This window comes from Pseudomonas sp. UBA7530, from assembly GCF_002479365.1.
Classification (GTDB): Bacteria; Pseudomonadota; Gammaproteobacteria; order Pseudomonadales; family Pseudomonadaceae; genus Aquipseudomonas.
This window is the reverse complement of record NZ_DLMS01000003.1, coordinates 255,206-278,739: the sequence shown is the minus strand read 5'-3', so window position 1 is coordinate 278,739 and position 23,534 is coordinate 255,206. Positions and strand designations below refer to the sequence as shown.

Below are 23,534 nucleotides of genomic sequence, written 5' to 3'. Positions count from 1 at the left end.
GATGGTGAGGCTACCGCTGGCCGGAAGCGGCTCCGAATATTTCGTGACTGGGATTCGGTCGGGCAGTTGGCGCTAGTGTTCGAGGCTGATCAGGGTGAGTTCACGCGCGCTGTACCTGTGGATCTTGCGACGCTACTGGCTCAAGGGGAGTGGTTGGTGACGGGTATCGACCCAGCTGAGCCACGGCGCACGAGGGCGGTCTACATGACGTTCTCGGCAAGCGGAACGTATACCTACAACATCACCAGCGGCGACGGCGGCCAGGCCGGCGATCCGGCGCAGGCCGAGGCGCGTGTGCGTGTCGAGCGTATGCCGGCAAGCCGTGAGGTCGTGCTGGTGGAGCGCCCCTTCGACGGTGAATGGCGAATCGCCGGCTACGGGCCTACGCCTGGCGGCTCTGGCGAGATCGATCTGCGGGTGGTGGGGGGCGATGTCTATGCGCTGGCGGTCGATGACTACGGCGTGCAGTTCGTCGCTGACCTGGCCGTGCAGGTTGGCCAGCGCATCCGCCCGACGCAGTACACCGGCTGGGTGTATGAGATCACCCAGGCCGGCCAACTGCCGTCCGTTGAGCCTGCCTGGTGGGCTGCGGTGGGCGAGAACCCATCGCAGCCACTGGGCACTGCGCGTGCCGTGGCTCACAGATACTTTCAGCCGATTGCACTGGGGCCGGGGCCGGTCGAGGTAGTCTGATGATCAGCGTTTCAATCGGTGGAGGCTGGGGCCGTGCGGCCTCGGCCGACCGCGCTGCGTCTGCAATTCCGTGGGATGCCCTGCGCCAGGTCGACCGCCGCGCCGCTGCGCGTTGGCGTATCGCAGGCGTTGCGGATCGCCGCGCGACAGCCGCGCCCTGGGCTCGGGTGCCGGCGCGGGATCTGCAGCAGGCCGCGCGCTGGGGTGTTGCCGGCCAGCTCGATGCACCAGCCAGCGCGCAGCCCTGGGGCTGGGTGCCGGCGAAGGATCTGGGCGTGGCCGGCGGCTGGGATCACACCATCAGGCCGCGTGACTTGCGCCTGCGGCTGATCTACAACCCGAAGCCAGCGCGCAAGGATCTGGCCATCGCGGCAGGGCATCGGCGCGTCAATGAGTTCGGCCCGCGCTTCAATGCCGAAACCGCCCTGCAGGACAGCCTTTACGTGCCGGGGCCTAACTGGCTGGTGTTCGAGTTCGGCGGCCGGCCCTACTTCCCCAGCACGTCGCCCGAGGTGTTCTTCGACTTCCGCTACGTACCGGAGACGCCCGCGATTCAGCCGACCGACATGCGGCGCACCCGTGTGCGCTGGCAGTCGGCGCGCCGGCTGAACCTGGGGCGCACCCTGCCATGGGGCAAGGCCCGCCAGGTCGACGGCGTGCTGACTGATCTGCCCTACGTCGACTATCCCGGCCCGGTCAAACCGCTGCCGGAGCCGCCGCCCGATCCGACCATTCTGGATACCTACATGATCGCGAATACCGTCAACCTCGTGGCGCTGCCGAGCCGCACGCCCATCGAGGCGAAGAACATCAAGATCGGGCTGGATGCGGACAGCTTCAGCTGGACGTTTAGCGCCGACATCTTCACCCGCGCGGCGCTGGAGCTGGTGCAGCCCGATGCCGAGGGCGCTGGCGAGCTGGAACTGGATGTGAACGGCTGGAAGTGGGTGGTGCTGGTTGAGCGCTACAGCCGCAAACGCCAGTTCCCGGCCGAGGCCTACACGATCACCGGGGCGACCCGTGGCCAGCTGCTGGCCGCGCCCTACGCGCCGTTGCGCAGTGGGTTGAATGCCGCGCAGATCAACGCCGCACAGGCGGCCGAGGCCGAGCTGCTGAACACCGGCTTCACGCTGAGCTGGACCGCAACGGATTGGACCTTTCCGGCCGGCTCGCTGAGCTACCAGAGCCAGACGGCGATGCAGGTTATCGCCAAGCTGGCCGAAACGATTGGCGGCGTGGTGCTGCCTGCCCGTGATAGCGACCATCTGGACATCGTGCCGCGTTACCCGCTGCCGCCCTGGCAGTGGAACGACGTGGATGCGCCCATCACGCGGGTGATCCCGCCCGCGATGATGACGGACCTGGGCGGGGAGTGGACCCCGCAGCCCGCATGGAATGCCTGCTACACCAGCGGCACCTCGGTCGGCTGCTCGATGCTCGTGCGCCGTGCCGGCACTGCTGGCAACAACCCGACGCCCGATGTGTTCGACGACTGGCTGACCGATCAGGCGGCCAACCAAGCGCGCGGTACGCACGAGCTGAGCAAGGGCGGGAATATCGAGATTGTCAGCGTGACCATCCCGCTGTTCCCGTTCAGCGATGACCACGGCGTGGGGCTGATCCTGCCGGCGCACCTGTACCGCGTGCCCGAGGAGACTGGCCCCTGGGTGGGGCTGTGCCTGGGCGTGGACATCAGCGCCGAGGGCACAGGGGCAGTGCGCGTGCGTCAGCAGATCAGACTGGAGCGGCACCACTGATGGCGACTATCAACCCTTGGAAACGCTTCATCGGCCTGCTGCCCGGCGGCGTGCGGACGGTGGCCATCGTCCGCAGCATCAACACCACGGCGGGGCTAAGCGAGGTAGAGCTGCGCACGGGTGTGCGCGTCACCGTTCGCGGTGTCGACGTGCCCGTGAACAGCAAGGCCTACATTGCGGACGGCACGATCACCGGGCCAGCGCCGGACCTGCCGCATTTTGATGTGGATGTTTAGGCGGGGTAGTCCTCGGGGTTGGGCTCGATGCTCTTCGCCAGCCTTCGCAGCTCGGCGTGAGCCTCCAGCCTTTCCTCGGCTGATAGCGCTTCGTCCGCGAATGTCAGCGCGGCCGCTTCGGCATCGAGGATCTGCGCCGCTGCGAATTGCCTCGCCACTCTGCGGGCGAGCCCGCGCCGCACCAGCTTGTCACCCATGACCACCTCTTGAACTGACCAATCTACGCCCGCCACGTGCGGGCTTTTTTTCGCCTGGAGGAAACTATGTCCACACCACGTGGCGTACGCAACAACAACCCCGGCAACATCGACTTCAACCCGCGCAACAACTGGCAAGGCCAGCTCGGCCTGGAGTTGGGTGTGCCTCGCCCGCGCTTCGCTCGCTTCGACTCGCCGGAGAATGGCATTCGTGCCTTGGCCAAGCTGCTACTGAACTACCGGGGCAAGGATGGTATGCCGGGCGTTGGCGGGCATGGTATCGACACCGTGCGCGAAACCATTAGCCGCTGGGCGCCGGGAAACGAAAACGATACGGCTGCCTACATTGCCGCCGTTGCCAAGGCGCTCGGCGTGAAGTCGGACGCCGTGATCGATGTGCGGCAACGCCCGGTGCTGCGTGCCCTGTTGGTCGAGATCATCACGCACGAGAACGGCCGCCAGCCGTATGCCGATGCGGTGATCGACGAGGGTGTGCAGAGGGCGCTGGCATGACAGCCTGGCTCAAGCTCGTGCCAGCCTGGGGTTGGGCTGTTGTTGGCGGCCTGGTGCTGGCTGCACTGATCGGCCTCGGGCAGCAGATCCGCATCAACAGCCTGCAGGGCGACCTGGCCACCGAGCGGCAGGCTCGACTCGCGGACGCCGGCAAGCTCGGCGCTTGCCGCACCACCCGTACCAACTTGCTCGGCCAGGTGATCGAGCAGAACGCGGCGCTGGCCGACCTGCGTGCCAGCGCGATGGAGCGAGCCGCTCGCGCCAAGGATCTGCAGCAGCAGGCCGAGGTCGAGGCACAGCAGGCGGATCAGCAGGCGCAGCTGGTGCTTCAAGAGCGCACGCCTGCCGGAGCTGATGTCTGCGCCGCGGCCTCGGCAGCTTTCGACGATGAACTGAAACGGGAGCGAGGATTATGAGGTGGCTGCTGGTTGTTCCGTGGCTGCTGCTGGCCGGCTGCGCCGGCCAGGTGACTGATCCGCCAGAGCCTGTCGTGGTGCGCGTCGAGGTTCCGGTGCAGGTGCCGTGCCGCACTGAGCGCGTGCAGCGCCCAGCGTTCGCGGTTGACTCGCTGCCCATCGGCGCCTCGATTGCCGAGCAGATGCGCGCGCTCCGCGCCGAACGGCTGCAGCGGAAGGGGTACGAGAAGCGGCTAGAGGCCGCTGTTGCTGCATGTATGTAGGAGATAGTTACGCCCAGAACGGGCTAGAAATGCCGTACCACTTTTTATACCAATCAAGTGGTGGCAATGGGGATGGCAGGGTGCCAGAAGGGAGTCGAGTACTTGAAGCTGCGCGGCTTTCAGGGGCATTCGCGCTTCCTTGAGCCCCCTTATTCCCCGCGAATCATCATAAGGAAATGACGAGACGGCGCAAGTTGCCGCCCGCGAGCGCGCAGAATCCTGTTTTACAAGCCTTTTTGCCAAAGCTTTGGCGCCAGCGATATCGAAGACTTCAGCGCCTGAATCGGCACCCATGATGCCTGCCGATTCACGGGACGAACGCTGCTGGCGCCGTTCCCATGCTCGGCCCATAGTGCGAAACCTGCGACCTGACCGGTCGTCTCGGATCAGAACAAGAGGCCAGGCCATGACCAAGTCCCTCCATTACCGTGCGTGCCATCTGTGCGAAGCCATCTGCGGCCTTGCCATCGAAACCGAAACCCAGCCGGATGGCATCATGCAGATTCGCTCGATCAAGGGCGATGCGCAGGACAGCTTCAGCCGTGGCCATATCTGCCCCAAGGCGGTGGCGCTGCAGGATATCCAGAACGATCCCAATCGCATTCGCCAGCCCATGCGCCGCATCGGCGAGCAGTGGCAGGCCATCGACTGGGATGAGGCGTTCGAGCTGGTGGCCGAGCGCCTGAGCGCCATCCAGGCCGAGCACGGGCAGAACGCCGTGGCCGTTTATCAGGGCAACCCCAGCGTGCACAACTACGGGTTGCTGACTCACAGCAACTACTTCCTTGGCCAGCTGAAAACCCGCAATCGCTTCTCGGCCACCTCGGTCGACCAGCTGCCGCACCACCTGACCAGTCTGCTGATGTATGGCCACGGCCTGCTGATCCCGATTCCCGATATCGATCACACCGACTTCATGCTGATCCTCGGCGGCAACCCCTTGGCCTCCAACGGCAGCATCATGACCGTGCCGGACGTGGAAAAGCGCCTGAAAGCCATCCAGGCTCGTGGCGGCAAGCTTGTGGTGGTCGACCCGCGTCGCAGCGAAACCGCAGCCATTGCCGATCAGCACCTGTTCGTGCGCCCCGGCAGCGATGCCGCGCTGCTGCTGGCGCTGCTCAACACCCTGTTCGAGGAGGGCCTGACCCGCGACAGCCATCTGCCGGTGGGAGGGCTGGAGCAGGTGCGCGCGGCGATCGCCGACTTCCACGCCGAGGCGATGAGCGCTCGCTGTGGTGTGCCGGCTGAGACCATTCGGCAACTGGCGCGTGATTTTGCCGCAGCCGACAAGGCGGTGTGCTACGGCCGTATGGGGGTGTCCACCCAGGCTTTCGGCACGATGTGCCAATGGCTGGTGCAACTGATCAACCTGGTAACCGGCAATCTGGACCGCGTCGGCGGCGTGCTTTGTACCTCGCCGGCGGTCGATCTGGTGGCGAGTACTTCCGGGGGCCATTTCAACCGCTGGCAGAGCCGGGTGTCCGGCCTGCCGGAATACGGCGGCGAACTGCCGGTCTCGGCGCTGGCCGAAGAGATGCTCACCCCCGGTGAAGGGCAGGTCCGCGCGCTGGTCACGGTAGCCGGCAACCCGGTGCTGTCGACGCCCAACGGGCGCCAATTGGAGCGGGGGCTGGACGACCTGGATTTCATGCTCTCGGTGGATTTCTACATCAACGAAACCACCCGTTACGCCGACCTGATCCTGCCGCCGACCGCGCCGCTGGAGCATGATCATTACGACACCACCTTCAACGTGTTCGCCGTGCGTAATGTCACCCGTTTCAACGAGGCTGTGCTGGCCAAGCCGGACGGTGCACTGCACGACTGGGAAATTTTCGTCGGTCTGGCCAAGGCCTTTGCCGCGCGCAACAACCTTGAACTGAAGCCGACCATGGCGCCGGAGCAGATGATCGACATGGGTCTGCGCTTCGGCGCCTATGGTGATCGCAGCGAGCACAAGCTCAGCCTGGCCAGCTTGCGCGAGCATCCCCATGGGCTTGATCTGGGGCCTCTGCAGCCGAACCTGGCGGCACGGCTGAAAACTCCGTGCAAGGCGGTGCAGGCGGCGCCCGAGCCATTGCTGGCAGACCTGGCGCGCTTTGCCGGGCAGGAGCAGCCTGGCGCCCATGAACTGCTGCTGATCGGTCGCCGCCATGTGCGCAGCAACAATTCCTGGATGCACAACTATCACCGTTTGGTGAAGGGCAAGCCGCGTCATCAGTTGCTGATGAACCCGGTGGACCTGGCCAGTCGTGGCCTGGCCGATGGGCAGCGGGTACAGGTGCGTTCGCGCGTCGGCAGCATCGAAGTGGAGGTGGCGGCCAGCGAGGAGGTGATGGCCGGTGTGGTCAGTTTGCCGCATGGTTGGGGCCACGCCCGGCCGGGCGTGCAGCTGGACATCGCCCGTGCCCAGCCCGGCGCCAGCGCCAATGATCTGACCGACGAACGCCGCCTCGATGCACTGTCCGGCAATGCGGTGCTTAACGGCGTGCCGGTTGAGGTAGTGGCTGCGTAACGACCTGCTGCGCGTCGGCCCTGCTGCGTTAAAAACAGGCTCGGACTGCTCATTTACAACTTGTAAACTCCGCGTCCTCGCCTGTTTTTGCCTTGCATGGCTCTAGCTCGCTAGGTCGTAAACAGTTCTGGGGATGACGGCAAGGCCGAGCATTATGCTCGGCTTTTCGCTACAATCGCGCCACCGTGGCGACCGTCGGGTCGCGAAGTCTATGCTGAGGTGCCCCATGGATATCATCGAAACCATCAAAGAGCAGATCGCCAACAACACCGTTCTGCTGTACATGAAAGGCTCGCCCAATGCCCCGCAGTGTGGCTTCTCTGCCCGTGCTGCGCAGGTGGTGATGGGCTGCGGCGAGAAGTTCGCCTACGTCGACATCCTGCAGAACCCGGAAATCCGCGCCAACCTGCCGAAGTACGCCAACTGGCCGACCTTCCCGCAGCTGTGGGTCGGTGGTGAGCTGGTCGGCGGTAGCGACATCCTCACCGAGATGTACGAAAAGGGCGAGCTGCAGACCCTGATCAAGGACGCCGTAGGCAAAGCCGACGCCTGATCGCCGCGCTCGCAAAAAAGAACCCGCCTAGGCGGGTTCTTTCATTTCTGCCGCAGGCTTTCTACTTCTGCAGCCATTGGCCGTTCAGCTGGATGAACTGGCCCTTGGGCGTGCGCTCGATGGCCTTCTTGCCGGCGATGGCTTCCACGTCGTTCAGGCTGATGCCGTTGTCCTTGGCCACTTTCTGGTATTCGGCGCGGCGTGCCTGATTGATCAGGCGCGCGATTTCGTCGGCCTGGCCGCCGGGCTTGACCACACCCAGATAGCCGTTGGGCTGCTCGCCGAGCTGGCCGCTGGCCTTGGCGTCGCCCAGGGCACTCATGGCCTGGTTGAGGTTCAGCGCATAGGCCGGCAGGCTCAGAGTCAGCGCCAGGAGCAGGGTCGAAATATATCGGGTCATCATGCTTCTCCTTAGAACAGGCCGCTGTCTTCGTTGAAGACGTTGTCCAGCGCCTTGTCTACCTTGATGTAGATCTCGTGCTCGACCTTGACGTTGAGGTTGATGTTGATCGGCTCGTTGGGCATGGCCAACTGCACCGTCGGGGTACAGGCCTGGCACAGCAATGCCAGACTCAGGGCGGCGAGGAGGCGGTACGTGCGCATGGCGCTACTCCTTGGTTTCTTGAGGGACACGCTGGCGCATCCGTTGCTGAATCCGTTGCTGGATGATGTCGCTGACCTTGTCGGTCAGTTGCAGGCTCGCCAGCAGGGTCGGAATGTCTTCTTCCAGGTTGATGTTGAAGTGAATCGGGCGGCCCTGTTCGATGGCCGGGTTCTGTCCATGTAGACGCATACCGAGGCGCAGTGTGCCGGACGGCTCGTAGTCGAGGCTACTGCTGAGCAGATCGTAGTGAAAGTCTTCCAGCGCGTCGGTGACCAGCTTCATACCCGGGTTGGCCTGGCCCATGGCACGGATGCGCGGCGAGTGAAAGCGCAGGCGGCCGCCTGGAGCGCGCGCTTCGATCAATCCCTGCTCGATGCTGATGGCACCTCCCAGGCGCAGCGGCAGGGTGCCGTCGAGCAGGCCGTTGCCCTCCAGCCCCTCGGCCGGATAGACGCGAAACAGCTCCTGCAGGTCCAGGCCACTGAGCTTCAGGGGCAGCAGCTGGCTGGGTTGGTCCAATGCCCAGGTCGCCGGTTCCAGGCGCAGGTTGCCGTCAAGAATCCCCAGCTCGGCGCGCTGATGGCTGAGGCTGCCGGCCAGAGGGCGTTGCAGGCTGGCCTGATAGCTGGCCTGCAGCTGCAACGGGCCGAGGGCGATGCCTGGATCGATCTGTTTCGCGCTGAGGCTGGGCAGCTCCAGGGTGAGGCGATCGCCAGCCAGTTGCAGGCGCAGTTCGCCGTCCACACCGCTCAGCGTGCTGCGGTCGTAGATGCCGGCCAGACCCTTGCCGCTCAGGCGAGCGCTCAGCCGCAGAGGCTTGTTGGCGGGTAGGCGCAGACTGGCTTCGCCCTGCAGGCGGCCGTTGTCCAGCGTCAGCAATGGCGGCCAACTGGCCAGGGTTTGCGCCAGCGGGTTACCGGCGCGCAGAAAGAGTTCATCGAGCGTAGCGTTCAGCGCCAGCCCGTCGGCGCTGTTGTTCAGGCCCAAGGCCAGGCTCAGGCCGGAGTCGACCAGCAGGGCGCCATCGAGCGCCTGGTGGACGCTGTCAGCCTGCAGCCGGCCCTGCCATTGCCAGCTCTGGGGCTGCAGTTGCGGATGCTGCAGGCTCTGCACGCGCAGCGCCAGTGGGCCGGACAGCGTAGGGGCAGTCGGCGCGCCGATGATGCCGAGGCCGGCCAGGATCAGTTGCGCCTGCTGCAGGTCCAGCTCGGCGACGCGCAGGCGCTGGATGGCCAGGCGCGAGTCGTCGGCGACCGCCAGTTGCAGTTGCTGCGCCGTGGCATTCCCGGATAGCGCCAGGTTCAGTTGCAGGCCATCGGCGCGAGTAGCACCCAGATCGACGCGTTTGCTGCGAGCTTCGAGCCGCAGCTGGCGCACGTCCAGCGCCCAGTCGCGCGACAGCTGCAGGCCGAGTTCGGCGTCCGCCTGCATCTCCAGTGCGCCTTGCCCGCTGAGCGTGAGGCCTACGGCCAGTTCGTTGTCAGTGCTGCCTTGTAGCGGCACCAGCCGCATATTTAGCTGGCTTGGCTGCAAACCGCTCGGCAGCGCGGCCAGCCAGGGTGCGTCCTGCGCGTCGAGTTGCAGGTCACCGTGCAGCTTGCGCGCCTGCCAGACTCCTGTGGAATTGCGCAGGTCAAGCTGCAGTTCACCGCTGAGCAGGCCGACGCCGGGCATTGGCCAGGGCTGCGGCAGCTGGGTGTCGACACGCAGCCATCCCGGTGCGACCAGCAACTCGCCGAACTGACGGGTGCTCTGCGGCAGCTGCAATTGCCACTGGGCGATGATGCCGGCTTGCTGCGGCGTCGCTGGCAGGTTGGCCGTGTCCAGTGGTGTCCATTCGCTTAGCCAGGCAGCGACCCAGGCGATTTCCTGCAGCGGTGCCAGTAGCAGGTCGCCGTTCCATTGCAGTGCATCGCCCTGAGCTGCCAGGTCGCTGCGCAGCTCCAGTTGCTGCTGTTCATCGAGGTGCAGGGTCAGCTGCAGTTGGCGTGGGCTGTCCAAGGCGCCGTCGAGCCCCTGTAAGCGCGCCTGCAAGAGTGCGCTGTGGCTTTCGCGTAGCAGTCGCACACGCAGTTGCAAGGCATCGTCCAGGCGCTGCAGGTCGAGCTCGCCATCGATTGCGCACCGGCCCTTGGCGCACGGCAGTTGCGCCTGCACATCGCGCAGTTCGATCTGCCTCGGCAGCCAGGGCAGGGCGTCAAGTATCGTCTGGAGGGTGGCGTCGAGGTCGCTGTCGGCCGGGTTCTGCGCCGCTGTCTCGGCCGGCAGCCATTCCACTCGCAGACCCTGTGCAGCCAGACGGTAGCGCGGCGTTTCGCTGGCCAGCCATTGCAGCTGCAACTGCCTGGCATGGGCGTGCAATTCACCCTGTTGACGCTGCACCAGGCTCACCTCATGCAGTTGCAGACCGCGCCAGGTGAGGCTGAAGCCTTGCCAATCCAGCTCGATATGCTGTTGTTCCAGCAACTGCTGAACGCGATAGCCGGCGTAGCCGGCCAGTAGCGACAACAGCGCCAGGATCGCTATGCAGATGCTCAGCCAGAAGCGCCGGCGGCTCATGAGTTCTCCTTGCCAAGGCCTGTTGCGCGACGGTACCCCATGCTCCGGAGGGTGCCAAGCCGCTCCATGGCGTTGTGTATGGCGCTGGCACGACCATGCGCCCTGGCTGTGCACAACCTCAAACGCAAGCATGCGCTGATTGTGTTCGGCGAGGGGAAAGCTGGCGTTTTTATGGCGCGTTCAGCCTTCTCCCTCAGTCGAGTGGGTGAGAGGAAGCCAAGCGCCTACTGTCTTGGGTGAACAGATCGCTGCCGTTTCGCTGTGCGCCGTTTTTGCTGCGGGAGCCGTTAGCGCAGCCCGCATGAACACGGCATTGGCCGTTTGCATGCCCCGAAACAGAGCGCTGCGCGGATATGTTGCAGCGAGTTGTGCACAATGCTGAAGCAGGCTGTCACATCACTGTCAGAAACGCCGCTAAGCGTTTGATTTTTCGTGGTTGATTTTTAAGTCAATGAAAAATATGAATTTTTTCCATTGGCCAAAAAATCGACAGTTTGTCTCAAAGCCCCTAACCATCGGGCCTGGCACCTCTTTCGAGCAAGTTGTTCACGGACTTATCCACAGCTTCTGTGGATTGTGACGGAACTCTTTTTAGCAGTGGCAATCGATTCGTCCGGCGAAACTTTACCTTCGGGAAAAAAAGAGTAGAGTGGCGCGCCCCGGCAGTCACCCTTCCGTTATTTATGCCTCGCGCTTTACCTTCGTCATCCTCCGCAGCTCGTTCCGGTTCTTCTCGTCTGCCCATGCGCGTTGCGCTATGGCTGCTCGACAGCCCGCGCCTGGGACAAACGCCCAGCGTCAAGCGCATCGCCGGCAACCTGCTCAAGCAGCCCGCGCGCAAAGGTTGCGTGCAGGCGCAAAGCCGCCTGGGCCAACTGCTCTGCCGCGACTGCGGCAACACCCGCGACCGTCGTATCGGTTATGAACTGCTGCGCCAGGCCGCTCGTGCCGGCGACCGTGGTGCCCAGCTGGAGCTGGAGCGCCTGTCACGCTGAGTGCGTGCTGGCCCCGTGTGAATCGCCGGCTGGGTATACTGCTTGGCGGTCCAACATGGAGCGTCTATGCCAATCGATCCTCTTTCTCTTGCCATCGGTGCGGTCGTCGCGCTGGTCCCGCTGTTGGCGGCGCTCTGGTCATTGCAACGCCGGCTGACGCGCGAACAAGGCGAGCAGGCGCTGCTGCAGGAACGGCTGGAGCATGCCCAGCTGAGCCAGGCAGGTCTGCTGGCGCAACTCGATGCCTGCCGTGCGGAACTGGCCGAGGTCAGTGAGATCAAGGTGGACCAGCAGACCGAGCTGGCCGGCCTGCGCCGTGAAAACGAACTGCTGCAGCAGGAACGGCAGATCGCCCGCGAGGCCGCGCAATCCTGGAACCAGCAGCGCGAGCGCCACGAAGCCGAGCTACGCCGTCTGACCGCAGAATGTGCGGCGCTGGCAGCTGAGCTGCAGGAAAACCGCGATAACCAGCAGCAGCGCCTCGATGACCTGCAGGGCGCGCGCAATGAGCTGCGCGCGCAGTTCTCCGAATTGGCGACGAAGATCTTCGACGAGCGCGAGCAGCGTTTCGCCGAGACCAGTCAGCATCGCCTCGGTCAGTTGCTCGACCCGCTCAAGGAGCGTATCCAGGCGTTCGAGAAACGCGTCGACGAGAGTTATCAACAAGAGGCACGTGAACGCTTTTCCCTGAGCAAGGAGCTGGAGCGCCTGCAGCAGCTCAACCAGCGCCTGGGCGACGAGGCGACCAACCTCACGCTTGCGCTCAAGGGGCAGAAGACCCAAGGCAACTGGGGCGAGCTGGTGCTGGAGCGTGTGCTGGAGCATGCCGGCCTGGAGAAGGGGCGTGAATACCAGACCCAGGTCAGCCTCAAGGGCGCTGGCGGTGAGCGTTTCCAGCCTGACGTGCTGATCCGTCTGCCAGGCGACAAGCAGGTGATCGTCGATGCCAAGGTCAGCCTCAGCGCCTACCAGCAGTACGTCTCGGCGGTGGACGAGCCGATTCGCCAGCAGGCGCTCAAGCAACACCTGATTTCCCTGCGCAGCCACCTCAAGGGCCTGTCCGGCAAGGACTACCAGCGCCTCGAAGGCTTGCACAGCCTGGATTTCGTTCTGCTCTTCGTGCCCATCGAAGCCGCGTTCGCCACAGCGCTGCAGGCCGAACCGGACCTGTTCCAGGAAGCCTTCGCGCAGCAGGTGGTGATCGTCAGCCCGACCACATTGCTGGCGACCCTGCGGGTGATCGACAGCCTCTGGCGCCAGGAGCGCCAGGGGCAGAACGCACGCGAGATCGCCGAGCGCGCCGGCCAGCTGTACGACAAGTTCGTGGCCTTCGTCGCCGATCTGGACGAGATGGGTAGTCGCCTGCAGCAGTTGGACAAGGCCTACGCCAGCGCGCGCAACAAACTGGTCGACGGCCGCGGCAACCTAGTCGGCCGGGTGGAAAACCTCAAGTTGCTCGGCGCCCGCGCGAGCAAGAGTTTGCCTGCCGATCTGCTCGAACGTTCTGCCGATTTGCCGGCGCTGGACGAGTTGGGCGAGTAAGCCACAGCCAGTCGTAAAGAGTAGGGCGGGTGCAACCCGCCGTTAATGTGCTGGCGGGCTGCATTCGCCTTACAAGCGCAAAGGGCCGGCGACCTTGTAAAACGGTGGGCGCTTGCTAACCGCGCAACACCAGATGACGACTGAGCAGGGCCCGCAGCGCAGCCGGCTTGACCGGCTTGGGCAGGTAGTCGAGGCCGGCGGCATGCACCTCGGCGACCAGCTCCGGGCGGCCGTCGGCGCTGATTACCACGCCGGGCACGGGTTCGCCCATGCGGGTGCGCAGCCAGGCCATCAGCTCGGTGCCAGTCTCGCCTTCGTCCAGGTGGTAGTCGACCAGGGCCAACTGCGGGTGCACGTCCTCGCTGAGCAGATGCTCGCATTCCAGACGGTTGCGCGCTGTCCACACCTGGCAGCCCCAGCGCGACAGCAGGCTGTGCATGCCGGTGAGGATGCTGTCCTCGTTGTCGATGCAGATCACCTGGGTGCCTTGCAGCGGCTGGCCGTCAACAGCGGATACGACCGGGCCTTGCGGTTTCGGCGCCGGTTTACGCGCCAGCGGCACGCTGACGCTGAACACGCTGCCCTTGCCTGGCCAAGAGCGCACCTCCAGGCGATGGGCGAGCACGCGGCACAGGCCGTCGGCAATCGCCAGGCCGAGCCCCAGGCCTTTCTCGGCGCGAGTCTGGTGGCTGTCCAGGCGTTTGAATTCCTCGAAGATCACCTTGCGCTTGTCCTCGGGGATGCCCATGCCACGGTCCCACACTTCCAGACGCAACTGCTCGCCTTCGCGGCGCACGCCCAGCACCACGCGGCCCTTGGCGTAGCGAAACGCGTTGGTCAGGAAGTTCTGCAACACCCGGCGCAGCAGCTTGATGTCGCTGTCGATCCAGTGCCGGCTGCCATGCACGCGCAGGTCGATGCCCTGTTCCGCAGCCAGCACGCCGAACTCGGCGGCTAGGGTGTCGAACAGGTTGGAGAGGGCGAAGGGGTGGCGATCCGGCGTGATCCGCCCGTTCTCCAGGCGTGAGATATCCAGCAGGTCGGTGATCAGGTCTTCGGCCGAGCGCAGCGAGCTGTCCAGGTGCCGGACCAGCTCTTGCGCTTCGCTGGGCAATGCATCGTCCTGATGGGCCAGCGCTGCGGAGAACAGTCGCGCAGCATTGAGCGGTTGCATCAGGTCATGGCTGACTGCGGCGAGAAAGCGCGTTTTCGACTGGTTGGCGGCCTCGGCATGGGCCTTGGCCTCGGTCAGCGCCTGGTTCAGTTTCGACAGTTCAAAGGTACGCTCGGCCACCCGCCGCTCCAGGCTCTCGTTGGCATCCTTGAGGGCGCGTTCGGCTTCGCGGAACTCGGTGATGTCGGTGAAGCTCATGACGAATCCACCGCCCGGCATGGGGTTGCCGATCAGCTCGATCACCCGGCCATTGGGGAATACCCGTTCATAGCTGTGCGCAGTGCCCTGGCGCATCCAGTACAGGCGCTTGGCGACGTTCTCTTCGACATTGCCGCCACCGAGCATGCCGCGCTCGGCGTTGAAGCGGATGATCTCGGCAATCGGCCGCCCCACGTAAATCAGGCCTTCGGGGTACTCGAACAATTCCAGATAGCGATGGTTCCAGGCCACCAGGCGCAGGTTCTGGTCGACCACGCTGATGCCCTGGGTGATGTTCTCGATCGCTCCCTGCAGCAAGGCACGGTTGAACTGCAGCACCTCGCTGGCTTCGTCGACGATGCGCACCACATCCTCGACCTGCATCTCGCGGCCTTCGATGGCGGCCTTGACCACCGCGCGGGTACTCGAGGCCCCGAGCACGCCGGCGAGCAGGCGCTCGGTGTGGGCGATCCATTCGCTGTTGGCCGGCTGGTTGGGATCGAAGGCCTTGTTCTTGCCTTGGCGCAGGGCGAAGCGGGTGAAACTCTGGCGCGCACGCTCCTCGCCAACGAAGCGGCTGGAGAGCATCAGCAGGTCACCGACCTGTACCGCCAGCAGGCTGCGGCCGCTGGGCTTGGTGCCCAGATCGTGACCGATGAAGCGCCCGGCCTGCCAGTGCTCGGAAACGCGGGTTCGGGAGAACCAGGACACCCAGGCGAACAACAGCATGTTGCCGGCCAGAGACAGGACCACGCCGCGCGTCAGCGGGTCGACCTGCAGGCCGATGGGGGCGTAGAGCAGGGCGTTGAGGCCGGGGAAGCTGTCCAGCGACCAGCCCATGCCGCGTGCCGCCAGCGGCAGCACCAGGGTGTAGAACCAGAGCATGGCGCCGACGATCAGGCCGGCGAACACGCCGCGGCGATTGGCCTGCTTCCACACCAGCGCGCCGAACATGGCCGGCGCTAGCTGGCCGATGGCGGCGAACGAAACCTGGCCGATGGTCGCCAGGCTGGTGCCTTCACCGAGCAGGCGATAGCAGACGTAGGCCAGCAGCAGAATCAGCACGATGCTGACCCGGCGGGCGGTGAGCATCCAGTGGCGAAACGCCTCGAACGGCCGCTCGGTGCTCTGCCGGCGCAGCAGCCAGGGCAGCAGCATGTCGTTGGAAATCATGGTCGACAGCGCTACCGAGGCGACGATCACCATGCCGGTGGCCGCCGAGGCGCCGCCGATGAATGCCAGTACCGCTAGCCCCGGATGGGCCTCGGCCAGCGGCAGGCTGATGACGAAGGAGTCTGGCGTGATGCCGGCCGGCAGCAGCATCTGCCCGGCCAGGGCGATGGGCACGACGAACAGCACGGCCAGCACCAGGTAGGCGGGAAACACCCAACGTGCCAAGCGCAGGTCCTTGGGCTCGATATTCTCCACCACGGTGACGTGGAACTGCCGTGGCAGGCAGACGATGGCGATCATGGCCATGCCGGTCTGCACCAGCATCGCCGGCCAGTTCACCGCCTCGTTCCAGAAGTCGTCCAGCTCGGCGGTGTCGTGCGCCTGCTGCAGCAGGTCGTTGAAACCGTTGTACAGGCCGAAGGTGACGAAGGCGCCGACAGCGAGGAAGGCCAGCAGCTTGACCAGCGATTCGAAGGCGATGGCCAGCACCATGCCGCGGTGGTGCTCGGTGACGTCGAGGTTGCGCGTGCCGAACAGGATGGTGAACAGCGCCAGTGCCAGCGACACGATCAGGGCGGTGTCCTGCGCGCTGGTGCCGGTGTCCTGGGCGTGTTCGCCAATCAACAGATTGACCCCGAGCACGATGCCCTTGAGCTGCAGGGCGATGTAGGGCAGCACGCCGACCAGGCAGATCAGCGCGACAACGATGGCCAGCGACTGCGACTTGCCGTAGCGCGCGGCGATGAAGTCGGCGATCGAGGTGATGTTCTCCTGTTTGCTGATCATCACCATCTTCTGCAGCACCCAGGGCATGGTCAGCAGCAGGATGATCGGGCCGAGGTAGATCGGCAGGAACGACCACAGTTGTTCGGCAGCCTGGCCGACGGCGCCGAAGAAGGTCCAGCTGGTGCAATACACCGCCAGCGACAGCGAATACACCCACGCGCGGACTTTCGGCGGCATGGGCGCACTGCGGCGGTCACCATAGAAGGCGATGGCGAAAAGGATGGCCATGTAGATCAGGGCGACCGCGGCGATCAACCCGGGGGACAGCGACATGCAAACTCCGAAACACGCAGTGGAACGAAACAGGACGAAACGATGTTGATCAGTGTTGCACAAAGCCGGAGGCTGTCGGCTGCGACCAAGGTCGCAGCCAGGCACCTGTGCTTTGCGACGGGACTCGATTGTGCAGCAGCGCAGGGGCTGATAGCTTGGTTGGTTTGCGATTCTGCCCAAGGACGGACCCGAGGATGCCCCTATGTTCAAGCCGCAGCTGGTGACGTTGCAACGTGGCGCTTTGCGCCTGGAACCGCTCTCCGATGCGGACATCCCCGCCCTGGTAGCACTGGCTGAGGCCAATCGCGAAGAGCTGCTGTACATGAGCGGTACCCAGCGCCTGGACTGGTACCGCAGCGCCCTGGCCGATCTGCGCGAGCAGCGCGCTCTACCTTTCGTTATTCGCCTGGGTGACGAGCTGGTGGGCACCACACGCTTCGCCGATTTCATGAACAGCCTGCCGGCGTGCGAAATCGGCTGGACCTGGCTCGATCGCAATCAGCATGGCAGCGGCCTGAACACCACCATCAAGTACCTGATGCTCAGGCATGCCTTCGACAATTGGGGCATGGTCCGCGTACAACTGAAAACCGCCGCCAGCAACCAGCGTTCGCAACGCGCCATCGAGAAACTGGGCGCCGTCCGTGAAGGTCTGCTGCGCAACCATCGTCGGCTGGCCGATGGCCGTCTCGACGATACCGTGCTGTACAGCATCACCGATCAGGAATGGCCGGCGCTGCGAGAGGCGATGGAGGCGGGCTTCGGCGCCTGAGCTGCATGCAAATTCGCGAGCAGACCCGCTTCTGGCAAGCTCCCGCATTGAGCGGAGTCGAGCTGTTGCAGGCGCGCTACCTGGAACAACGCTTCGCGCCTCATGTGCATGAGGGCTTCGTTTTCACCGTGATCGAGCACGGTGCCCAGCGCTTTCATCACCGTGGCAGCGACCACCTGGCACCGCAGGGCAGCATGGTGCTGATCAACCCGGACGAAGTGCACACCGGCTCCAAGGCGCATGACGACGGCTGGCGCTATCGCGGCTTCTATCCGGGTAATGATCAGGTGCTGGGTGCGCTGCAGGAGCTGGGGCTGGCCAAGGCGGGCATGCCGTCGTTTTCCTTCAGCGTGCTGCATGATCCGCAGTTGCACAGTGCCTTCCTGCAACTGCATCGCCTGCTCGAGGACGGCGCCGAAGCACTGCAGCAGCAACTGGCCTGGCGTGAGGCGATTCTGCTGCTGTTCCAGCGTCATGCACGGCTGGCCGAACCGCCTGCGCCTGGGCGTGAACCCTGGGCTGTGGCCTGCGCCAAGCAGATGCTCGCCGACCGCCTGATCGAGCCACCTTCCCTGGAAGAGCTGGCGGCTGCGGTCAATCTCTCACCCTTTCATTTCGCCCGGGTGTTTCGCCGTGCGACCGGGCTGCCGCCGCATGCCTGGCTCAAGCAACGTCGTCTGGAACAGGCGCGTGCGTTGCTCAGGACCGGCTGTACGGCGGTCTCCGTGGCCATGCAGCTGGGCTTTGCCGACCAGAGCCACCTGTCGCGACAGTTCAAGCAGGCCTACGGCGTCAGCCCTGGCGAGTATCGCAGCGCGGTGGCCCGGAGCTGACAGCAGGCCAATACCAGGCATAAAAAAACCGGCGCTCCTTATCGGGGGCGCCGGCTTCTTCAGCCCGCTGTTCGATCAGAATTCGTGATCGGCGGTGTCCGGGTTCAGGTCACTGATACCCAGCTTGCCCGCTGCCTGCTCGATGGCGCCGGTCTGCTTGACCAGGGCGGCGATGGCGTCACGCACCAGTTGCTGGCCTTCGGCGTTGTCGGCGGCGATCAGCTGGTCGAAGTGCACGTTGTCCTTCTCGGCGCTGTCGACCAGGGCCTGCAGCTTGGCTTCGGTTTCCTGCAGGTCGGCCTTGAGCGTGGCATCGGCCTGGGCGTCGGCCTTGGCGACCAGCTCGGACAGGCTCGGACCGGTCAGGGTGGTGCCGTCGGCTTTCTTGTATTCGCCCAGGTAAACGTTGCGAATGCCTTTGCCGTTGTAGAAGTGCGAGTTGTGGGTGTTGTCGCTGAAGCAATCGTGCTCGTCTTCGGTGGAGTTGGCCTCCAGCGCCACTTTCATGCGCTCGCCAGCCAGTTCGCCGAGCGACAGGCTGCCCATGCCGAACAGCATCTTGCGCAGGCCGTTCTCGCCCGAATCGGCGACCAGTTCGCTGCGGTAGTTGCCTTCCACGCCGTCCTTCCACTGTTCGACCATTTCCTCCAGATCGCTGACCAGCAGATCGGTGGCGGCTTTCAGGTAGGTGCGGCGACGCTCGTTGTGGCCACCGGTGGCGCCTTCGCCGACCAGGTAGTCGGTGTAGGGGCGCTCGCCAGCACCCGGCTCGGTACCGTTCAGGTCCTGGCCCCAGAGCAGAAACTCGATGGCATGGTAGCCGGTGGCGACGTTGGCTTCGGAGCCGCCCAGCTCGTTCAGGCTGGCCAGCAGTTCGCCGTTGATCTCGCTGACGTCGATCTTGTCTTCGCCGACCTGGATCTCGGTGTTGGCGATGATGTTGGCCTGCGCGCCCGGGTTGCCCAGCGCATGCTGGTAATCTTCGGCGACGTAGTCGATCAGGCCTTCGTCCAGCGGCCAGGCATTGAGCTGGCCTTCCCACTCGTCGACCACCGGGTTGCCGAAACGGAACACTTCGGTCTGCATGTACGGCACGCGCGCAGCCAGCCAGGCTTCGCGGGCGGCTTTCAGGGTCGCCTCGCTGGGGTCGGCGAGCAGCGCATCGACTGCAGCCTGCAGGTCTTTGCCAGTGCTGGCGGCGTCGCTGAACACGGCCAGGGCCAGATCGGCGTAGTGATTGACCACGGCCTTCGCCGCTGCTTCGTCGACCTTCGCGGCAGTGGCCGGAGCCGCGCTCTCGGTGGCGGCGGCAGGCGCTGCAGCCTGGGTGGCGGGAGCTTTGTCTTCGCCGCAGCCAGCGAGGGAAATGGCGATGGCCAGCAGGCTGGCCGAAGCCAGGGGCATACGAATCATGGCGGGGTCCTTTGCATGTACGAATGTGGACGGTACGCAGGCGTACCTGAAAAAGCCGCGACATAATGCAAATGTTTCGCATTATGTGTAAAGGCCATTATTTGCCCTTGTGCGGGATATCGCTGCCACATGTCGTTCCTGTCGCTAGAATGCCGGCACCTGATTCGCAGTTCTGCATGGAGAAAACTGCATGAGCCTGACCGCCGTGATCGTTATCGTCGTCCTCGTCCTGCTCGGCGCCTACGCGGTGTCCCTGTATAACGGCCTGGTGCGCCTCAAGCATGGGGTGAGCAAGGCCTGGTCGAACATCGACGTGCTGCTCAAGCAGCGCCACGACGAACTGCCCAAGCTGGTGGAGACCTGCAAGCAGTACATGCAGTACGAAGGCTCGACCCTGGAGCGCGTGATCGCCGCGCGTAGCGCTGTGGCCAGCGCTCGCGAGCAGCAGGACGTCGGCGCCCTGGGCAAGGCCGAGAGTGGCCTGCGTGCCGGCCTCGGCCAGTTGTTCGCCCTGGCCGAGAACTACCCGGAGCTCAAGGCCAACGACAGTTTCCAGCATCTGCAGCAGCGCATCAGCGGCCTGGAGAACGGCATCGCCGACCGCCGCGAGCTGTACAACGAGGCGGTTAATCTCAACAACGTGCGCATCGAGCAGTTCCCCGATGTGATCGTCGCGCGCATGTTCAACTTCCAGGCTGCCGACTTGCTGGTGTTCAGCGAGGCGGAGAAGGCAGACGTAGATCTGAAATCGTTATTCAACTGAGCGCCTGCCGATGTTGCAAGCCGACCCTCTTGGCTTCTTCACGACACTGGCCTTTACCCTTGGCGCCTGCCTCGGCGGCGCCTGGTGGTTCTTGCGGCGTTGGTCTCAGGCGCGTCATCTGCTCGATACGCCCACCTCGAAGATCCGCTCGGCGGCGCAGGGTTATGTCGAACTCTATGGTGTGCTCGAAGCGCTGCCGGACATGCCGGTTCGCGGGCCGCTGACCGGCAAACCGTGCCTGTGGTGGCGCTTTCGTATCGAGGAATATCGCTCCAGCGGCAAGAAGCGTAGCTGGCGGGTAATCGAGAGTGGCGCCAGCGATGCCTGGCTGCGCCTGGTCGATGGTACCGGCGAATGCCTGATCGACCCGCGCGGTGCCGAGATCAGAGCAGCGGTGCGCGAGGTGTGGGAGGGCAATCTGCGCCACCCGCTGGGCCCGGCCAAGACCGGGCTGTTCGGCTTTCTTACCAGTGGCCAGCGTTATCGCTACAGCGAGGAGCGCTTTCACGTTGGCCAGCCGCTGTATGCCATCGGAGATTTTCGCACCCTCGGCGCTGCGCAGCAGGGATTCGACAGGCATGCCGCTCAGGGTGAAGTGATCCGCGAATGGAAGGGCGACTACGCAGGCCTGCTGCGGCGCTTCGACAGCGACGGCAACGGTGAGCTCGATGAGCAGGAATGGAATCGCGTACGCCTGGCTGCGCAGCTGGAGGCCGAGGATCGCCACCGGCAGAAAGCCTCCGAGCCGGCGCGGCACCAGATGGCCAAGCCCGGTGAACGTCAGCCGTTCATCCTCTCCAACAGCGGGGAGGACGAACTGGCGCGCAATTTCTATTGGCAGGCTGCCGGTGGTGCCGTGTTGTGCCTGGCAGGTGCCTTGGCCACGGCCTGGTTATTGGGTGTGCAGCACTTCTAGAAAGACGCAACCTGAGCGCTCAATGCTCGTCCATCGTCTTCCGTTTAGTGGTGAGGGGGTCGGGGAAAGGTAGAACACGCACCGACGTTTATTGGAACGCTGCGGGCAGATTGGTGTTCGTGGGAGCGGACTTGTCCGCGAGTTTGACGGGCTCTGTAGAAAGGCTTCGCGGACAAGTCCGCTCCCACGGTCGGGCAGGCGCTGTCGCCGGAAATACCGCGAAGCCTTCCCAGCCCCTTGAACGAACAAGCCCGCCGATATGGCGTAATTCCGTTCACACAAGAAGCGCTCGAAGGCGATCAGAGCAGTACGCCTCAGAGCGTGGCCGGGTTGGCGGCCGAGCTCAGGCGTCTGGCCTGCTTGAGGAACAGCGTCAGCTCGCGCGCCGGTAGCGGCTTGCTGTACAGGTAGCCCTGACCCTCGTGGCAGCCCTGGGCGATGATGTAGGCCTCCTGTTCGGCGGTTTCCACGCCCTCGGCGATGACCTGCATGCCCAGGCTCTTGCCCAACTGGATGATGGCGCGAACGATGGTTGCGTCGTCCTCGTCTTCGAGCAAGTCCTGCACGAAGCTCTTGTCGATCTTGATCTTGTCCAGCGGCAAACTCTTCAGGTAGCTCAGCGAGGAATAGCCGGTACCGAAGTCGTCGATGGCGATCAGTGCACCGGAGCGACGCAGGCTGAGCAGGTGCTGGGCCGCGGTGCTGATGTCTTCCATCAGGCCGGTCTCGGTGACTTCCAGCTCGAGGCTCCTGGGCGGCAGGCGGTAGACCTGCATCAGGTTGTTGACCACGCGCGGCAGCTCGGCATGGTGCAGCTGCACGGTGGACAGGTTGATGGCCATGCGCAGGTCGCTGAAGCCCTGGTCGTGCCATTCGCGCAGCTGGCGGCAGGTCTGATCGAGAATCCACTCGCCGATGGGGATGATGGTGCCGTTCTGCTCGGCCAGCGGAATGAACAGGTCCGGCGCGACGAAGCCATGTTGCGGATGCTGCCAGCGCAGCAGCGCTTCGACGCCGACCACGCGGTGGTCGCGATAATCCACCTGCGGCTGGTAGACCAGGTGCAGCTGGTTCTGCGCCAGGGCATCACGCAGGTCCTTCTCCAGCTCACGGCGGCGGCGCATCTCGCTGTCGACGCTGGCGATGTAGAACTGGTAGCGGTTGCGCGAGCGACTCTTGGCCAGGGTCATGGTCTGTTCGGCTTTCTGCAGCAGCTTCTCGGTGCTGTCGCCGTCTTCCGGGAACAGGGTGATACCGATGGTGGCGCGCAGGCGCACTTCGTGCTGATCGAGCAAAAAGGGCAGTTCCAGATCGTCGAGCACGCTCTGCGCCAGCTCGGCGGCTTCGTAAGGCTGCTCGATGTCGGCTTGAACCAGGGCGAACTGGTCACCGCCCAGGCGGGCCAGTGCGCCGAGACGCCCGCTGTGGCTGCGCAGGCGATCGGAGAGGGCGAGCAGCAACTGATCGCCGCTCTGGTAGCTGAACTGTTCGTTGATGCCCTTGAAGTCGTCGAGGCCGACGCACAATACGGCGACGCGGCGCTGCAGGCGGCCGGCGTCTTCGAGAATCTGGTCGAGCTGCTGCTGCAATTGCTGGCGGTTGGGCAGGCCGGTGAGGAAATCGTACTGGGCCATGCGCAGCAGGCTGTTCTCGGCTTCACGACGCAGGTGGGTGTTGCGTTCGATCGAGGCCAATAACTGGTTGGCGGTGTTGATCCACAGGCCCAGCTCGTTCTTCTCGTTGCCCTTGAGCATCGGCAGCTTGTGTTCGCTGGGTCGGTCGGGATTGATGCTGGTGAGGTGTTCGATGATCTTCGACAGTGGCTTGGTCAGCAGCCAGTGGTAGACCAGATAGAGCACCAGGCCCATGGCCATGGCGCGCAGCACGCCGGAGATGAAGATGATCACCGAGTTGGTGACGAAACTCTCGCCGTAGGGCGCCGTGTCGAGGGTGATGTTGAGGTCGCCGTAGTATTCGCTGTAAGGACCGCGGCCGACCAGTTTGGTAGCGAACTGCTGTTCCTGACCGAGGATCGGGTCGGTCAGCCAGCGCGTGGGCATTTGTGCCAGCTCGCGCGAGCGTTCGGCGAGCATCGGCTCGTTGGGGTGACCAATGGAGGCGTAGCGCACCGACTCGTGCTGGAACAGGCCCTCGATTACCTGCATGCCCATTTCACGGTCCAGGCTGTACACGGCCTGGGTCGATGGATCGCGAAACATGCCGAGAATGCGGTGAGCATCGTTCGCGACCGCCTGGCGTGTCTTGTAGGCATCGAAGACGATTTGCGCGCAGCTCAATACCACTCCGACCACCAGTGCGGAAAGCAGCACCACGCGGAGCAACTTGAGTGACAAGCTGTTCTTTAATTCCAGCTTCAAAGGCAATTCCTT

General features: G+C 64.4%; 21 protein-coding genes. 14 read left to right on the top strand and 7 right to left on the bottom strand.

Features of this window, described 5'->3' with window-relative positions; all coding sequences use genetic code 11:
• The first annotated feature begins 204 nt into the window (after positions 1–204).
• Genes B2U07_RS07255 through B2U07_RS07245 form a run of 3 tightly spaced genes read left to right on the top strand, consistent with a single transcriptional unit; the run spans position 205 to position 2,686 of the window.
• Complete coding sequence (locus B2U07_RS07255; RefSeq protein WP_296276560.1) at positions 205–693, top strand: hypothetical protein; 489 nt, start codon at positions 205–207, stop codon at positions 691–693.
• Positions 693–2,450, top strand: coding sequence for a hypothetical protein (locus tag B2U07_RS07250; RefSeq protein WP_296276558.1), 1,758 nt, complete (start codon positions 693–695; stop codon positions 2,448–2,450). The genes B2U07_RS07255 and B2U07_RS07250 overlap by 1 nt, the downstream gene beginning before the upstream one ends.
• Complete coding sequence (locus tag B2U07_RS07245; protein ID WP_296276556.1) at positions 2,450–2,686, top strand: hypothetical protein; 237 nt, start codon at positions 2,450–2,452, stop codon at positions 2,684–2,686. The genes B2U07_RS07250 and B2U07_RS07245 overlap by 1 nt, the downstream gene beginning before the upstream one ends.
• Here the strand turns inward: B2U07_RS07245 and B2U07_RS07240 are convergent.
• Positions 2,683–2,883, bottom strand: coding sequence for a hypothetical protein (locus B2U07_RS07240; RefSeq protein ID WP_296276553.1), 201 nt, complete (start codon positions 2,881–2,883; stop codon positions 2,683–2,685). The genes B2U07_RS07245 and B2U07_RS07240 overlap by 4 nt on opposite strands.
• A gap of 66 nt (positions 2,884–2,949) precedes the next feature.
• Here B2U07_RS07240 and B2U07_RS07235 point away from each other — a divergent pair, with 66 nt between their 5' ends.
• From B2U07_RS07235 to grxD, 5 genes are all read left to right on the top strand, one after another.
• A complete protein-coding gene (locus B2U07_RS07235) occupies positions 2,950–3,396 on the top strand; it encodes a structural protein P5 (protein WP_296276551.1) in 447 nt (148 codons plus the stop codon).
• Complete coding sequence (locus B2U07_RS07230) at positions 3,393–3,812, top strand: hypothetical protein (protein ID WP_296276549.1); 420 nt, start codon at positions 3,393–3,395, stop codon at positions 3,810–3,812. Before B2U07_RS07235 ends, B2U07_RS07230 begins: the two co-directional genes overlap by 4 nt.
• Positions 3,809–4,075 (top strand): hypothetical protein, encoded by a 267-nt coding sequence (locus B2U07_RS07225; RefSeq protein ID WP_296276547.1) that lies wholly within the window; start codon positions 3,809–3,811, stop codon positions 4,073–4,075. Before B2U07_RS07230 ends, B2U07_RS07225 begins: the two co-directional genes overlap by 4 nt.
• A gap of 406 nt (positions 4,076–4,481) precedes the next feature.
• The gene (locus B2U07_RS07220; RefSeq protein WP_296276544.1) at positions 4,482–6,590 is read left to right on the top strand and encodes a molybdopterin oxidoreductase family protein; all 2,109 of its coding nucleotides are present in this window, start codon (positions 4,482–4,484) and stop codon (positions 6,588–6,590) included.
• Between the two features lie 226 nt (positions 6,591–6,816).
• Positions 6,817–7,143 (top strand): Grx4 family monothiol glutaredoxin, encoded by a 327-nt coding sequence (grxD, locus tag B2U07_RS07215; RefSeq protein ID WP_074682640.1) that lies wholly within the window; start codon positions 6,817–6,819, stop codon positions 7,141–7,143.
• Positions 7,144–7,204: 61 nt separating this feature from the next.
• Here grxD and B2U07_RS07210 read toward each other — a convergent pair whose 3' ends face one another.
• The 3 genes from B2U07_RS07210 to B2U07_RS07200 are packed head-to-tail and all read right to left on the bottom strand — an operon-like array spanning position 7,205 to position 10,306.
• The gene (locus B2U07_RS07210) at positions 7,205–7,543 is read right to left on the bottom strand and encodes a YdbL family protein (protein ID WP_197856256.1); all 339 of its coding nucleotides are present in this window, start codon (positions 7,541–7,543) and stop codon (positions 7,205–7,207) included.
• Positions 7,544–7,554: 11 nt separating this feature from the next.
• Complete coding sequence (locus tag B2U07_RS07205) at positions 7,555–7,746, bottom strand: YnbE family lipoprotein (protein WP_024309303.1); 192 nt, start codon at positions 7,744–7,746, stop codon at positions 7,555–7,557.
• Positions 7,747–7,750: 4 nt separating this feature from the next.
• Positions 7,751–10,306, bottom strand: a complete 2,556-nt coding sequence (locus B2U07_RS07200; RefSeq protein WP_296276542.1) for an intermembrane phospholipid transport protein YdbH family protein — start codon at positions 10,304–10,306, stop codon at positions 7,751–7,753.
• Between the two features lie 743 nt (positions 10,307–11,049).
• On the opposite strand from B2U07_RS07200, the gene B2U07_RS07195 reads away from it, so the two are divergent.
• Positions 11,050–11,301 (top strand): sel1 repeat family protein, encoded by a 252-nt coding sequence (locus tag B2U07_RS07195; RefSeq protein ID WP_013716752.1) that lies wholly within the window; start codon positions 11,050–11,052, stop codon positions 11,299–11,301.
• A gap of 180 nt (positions 11,302–11,481) precedes the next feature.
• Entirely contained in the window at positions 11,482–12,843 is a 1,362-nt protein-coding gene (gene rmuC / locus B2U07_RS07190; RefSeq protein ID WP_296276752.1) for a DNA recombination protein RmuC, read from the top strand.
• 115 nt (positions 12,844–12,958) lie between these two features.
• Here the strand turns inward: rmuC and B2U07_RS07185 are convergent, their stop codons facing one another.
• Positions 12,959–16,447 (bottom strand): PAS domain-containing hybrid sensor histidine kinase/response regulator, encoded by a 3,489-nt coding sequence (locus B2U07_RS07185; RefSeq protein ID WP_296276540.1) that lies wholly within the window; start codon positions 16,445–16,447, stop codon positions 12,959–12,961.
• A gap of 202 nt (positions 16,448–16,649) precedes the next feature.
• On the opposite strand from B2U07_RS07185, the gene B2U07_RS07180 reads away from it, so the two are divergent.
• Both B2U07_RS07180 and B2U07_RS07175 read left to right on the top strand, forming a co-directional pair.
• Positions 16,650–17,219: a GNAT family N-acetyltransferase gene (locus B2U07_RS07180; protein WP_197856253.1), complete on the top strand. Its 570-nt coding sequence runs from the start codon at positions 16,650–16,652 to the stop codon at positions 17,217–17,219.
• Between the two features lie 5 nt (positions 17,220–17,224).
• The gene (locus B2U07_RS07175; protein WP_296276537.1) at positions 17,225–18,052 is read left to right on the top strand and encodes an AraC family transcriptional regulator; all 828 of its coding nucleotides are present in this window, start codon (positions 17,225–17,227) and stop codon (positions 18,050–18,052) included.
• 75 nt (positions 18,053–18,127) lie between these two features.
• Here the strand turns inward: B2U07_RS07175 and B2U07_RS07170 are convergent, their stop codons facing one another.
• Positions 18,128–19,465, bottom strand: coding sequence for an imelysin family protein (locus B2U07_RS07170; RefSeq protein ID WP_296276535.1), 1,338 nt, complete (start codon positions 19,463–19,465; stop codon positions 18,128–18,130).
• Positions 19,466–19,655: 190 nt separating this feature from the next.
• On the opposite strand from B2U07_RS07170, the gene B2U07_RS07165 reads away from it, so the two are divergent.
• Positions 19,656–20,228: a LemA family protein gene (locus tag B2U07_RS07165; RefSeq protein ID WP_296276534.1), complete on the top strand. Its 573-nt coding sequence runs from the start codon at positions 19,656–19,658 to the stop codon at positions 20,226–20,228.
• Positions 20,229–20,238: 10 nt separating this feature from the next.
• Positions 20,239–21,144: a GIDE domain-containing protein gene (locus B2U07_RS07160; protein ID WP_296276532.1), complete on the top strand. Its 906-nt coding sequence runs from the start codon at positions 20,239–20,241 to the stop codon at positions 21,142–21,144.
• A 314-nt stretch (positions 21,145–21,458) separates the two neighbouring features.
• Here B2U07_RS07160 and B2U07_RS07155 read toward each other — a convergent pair whose 3' ends face one another.
• Positions 21,459–23,522: a putative bifunctional diguanylate cyclase/phosphodiesterase gene (locus B2U07_RS07155; RefSeq protein WP_197856248.1), complete on the bottom strand. Its 2,064-nt coding sequence runs from the start codon at positions 23,520–23,522 to the stop codon at positions 21,459–21,461.
• Positions 23,523–23,534: the final 12 nt, after the last annotated feature.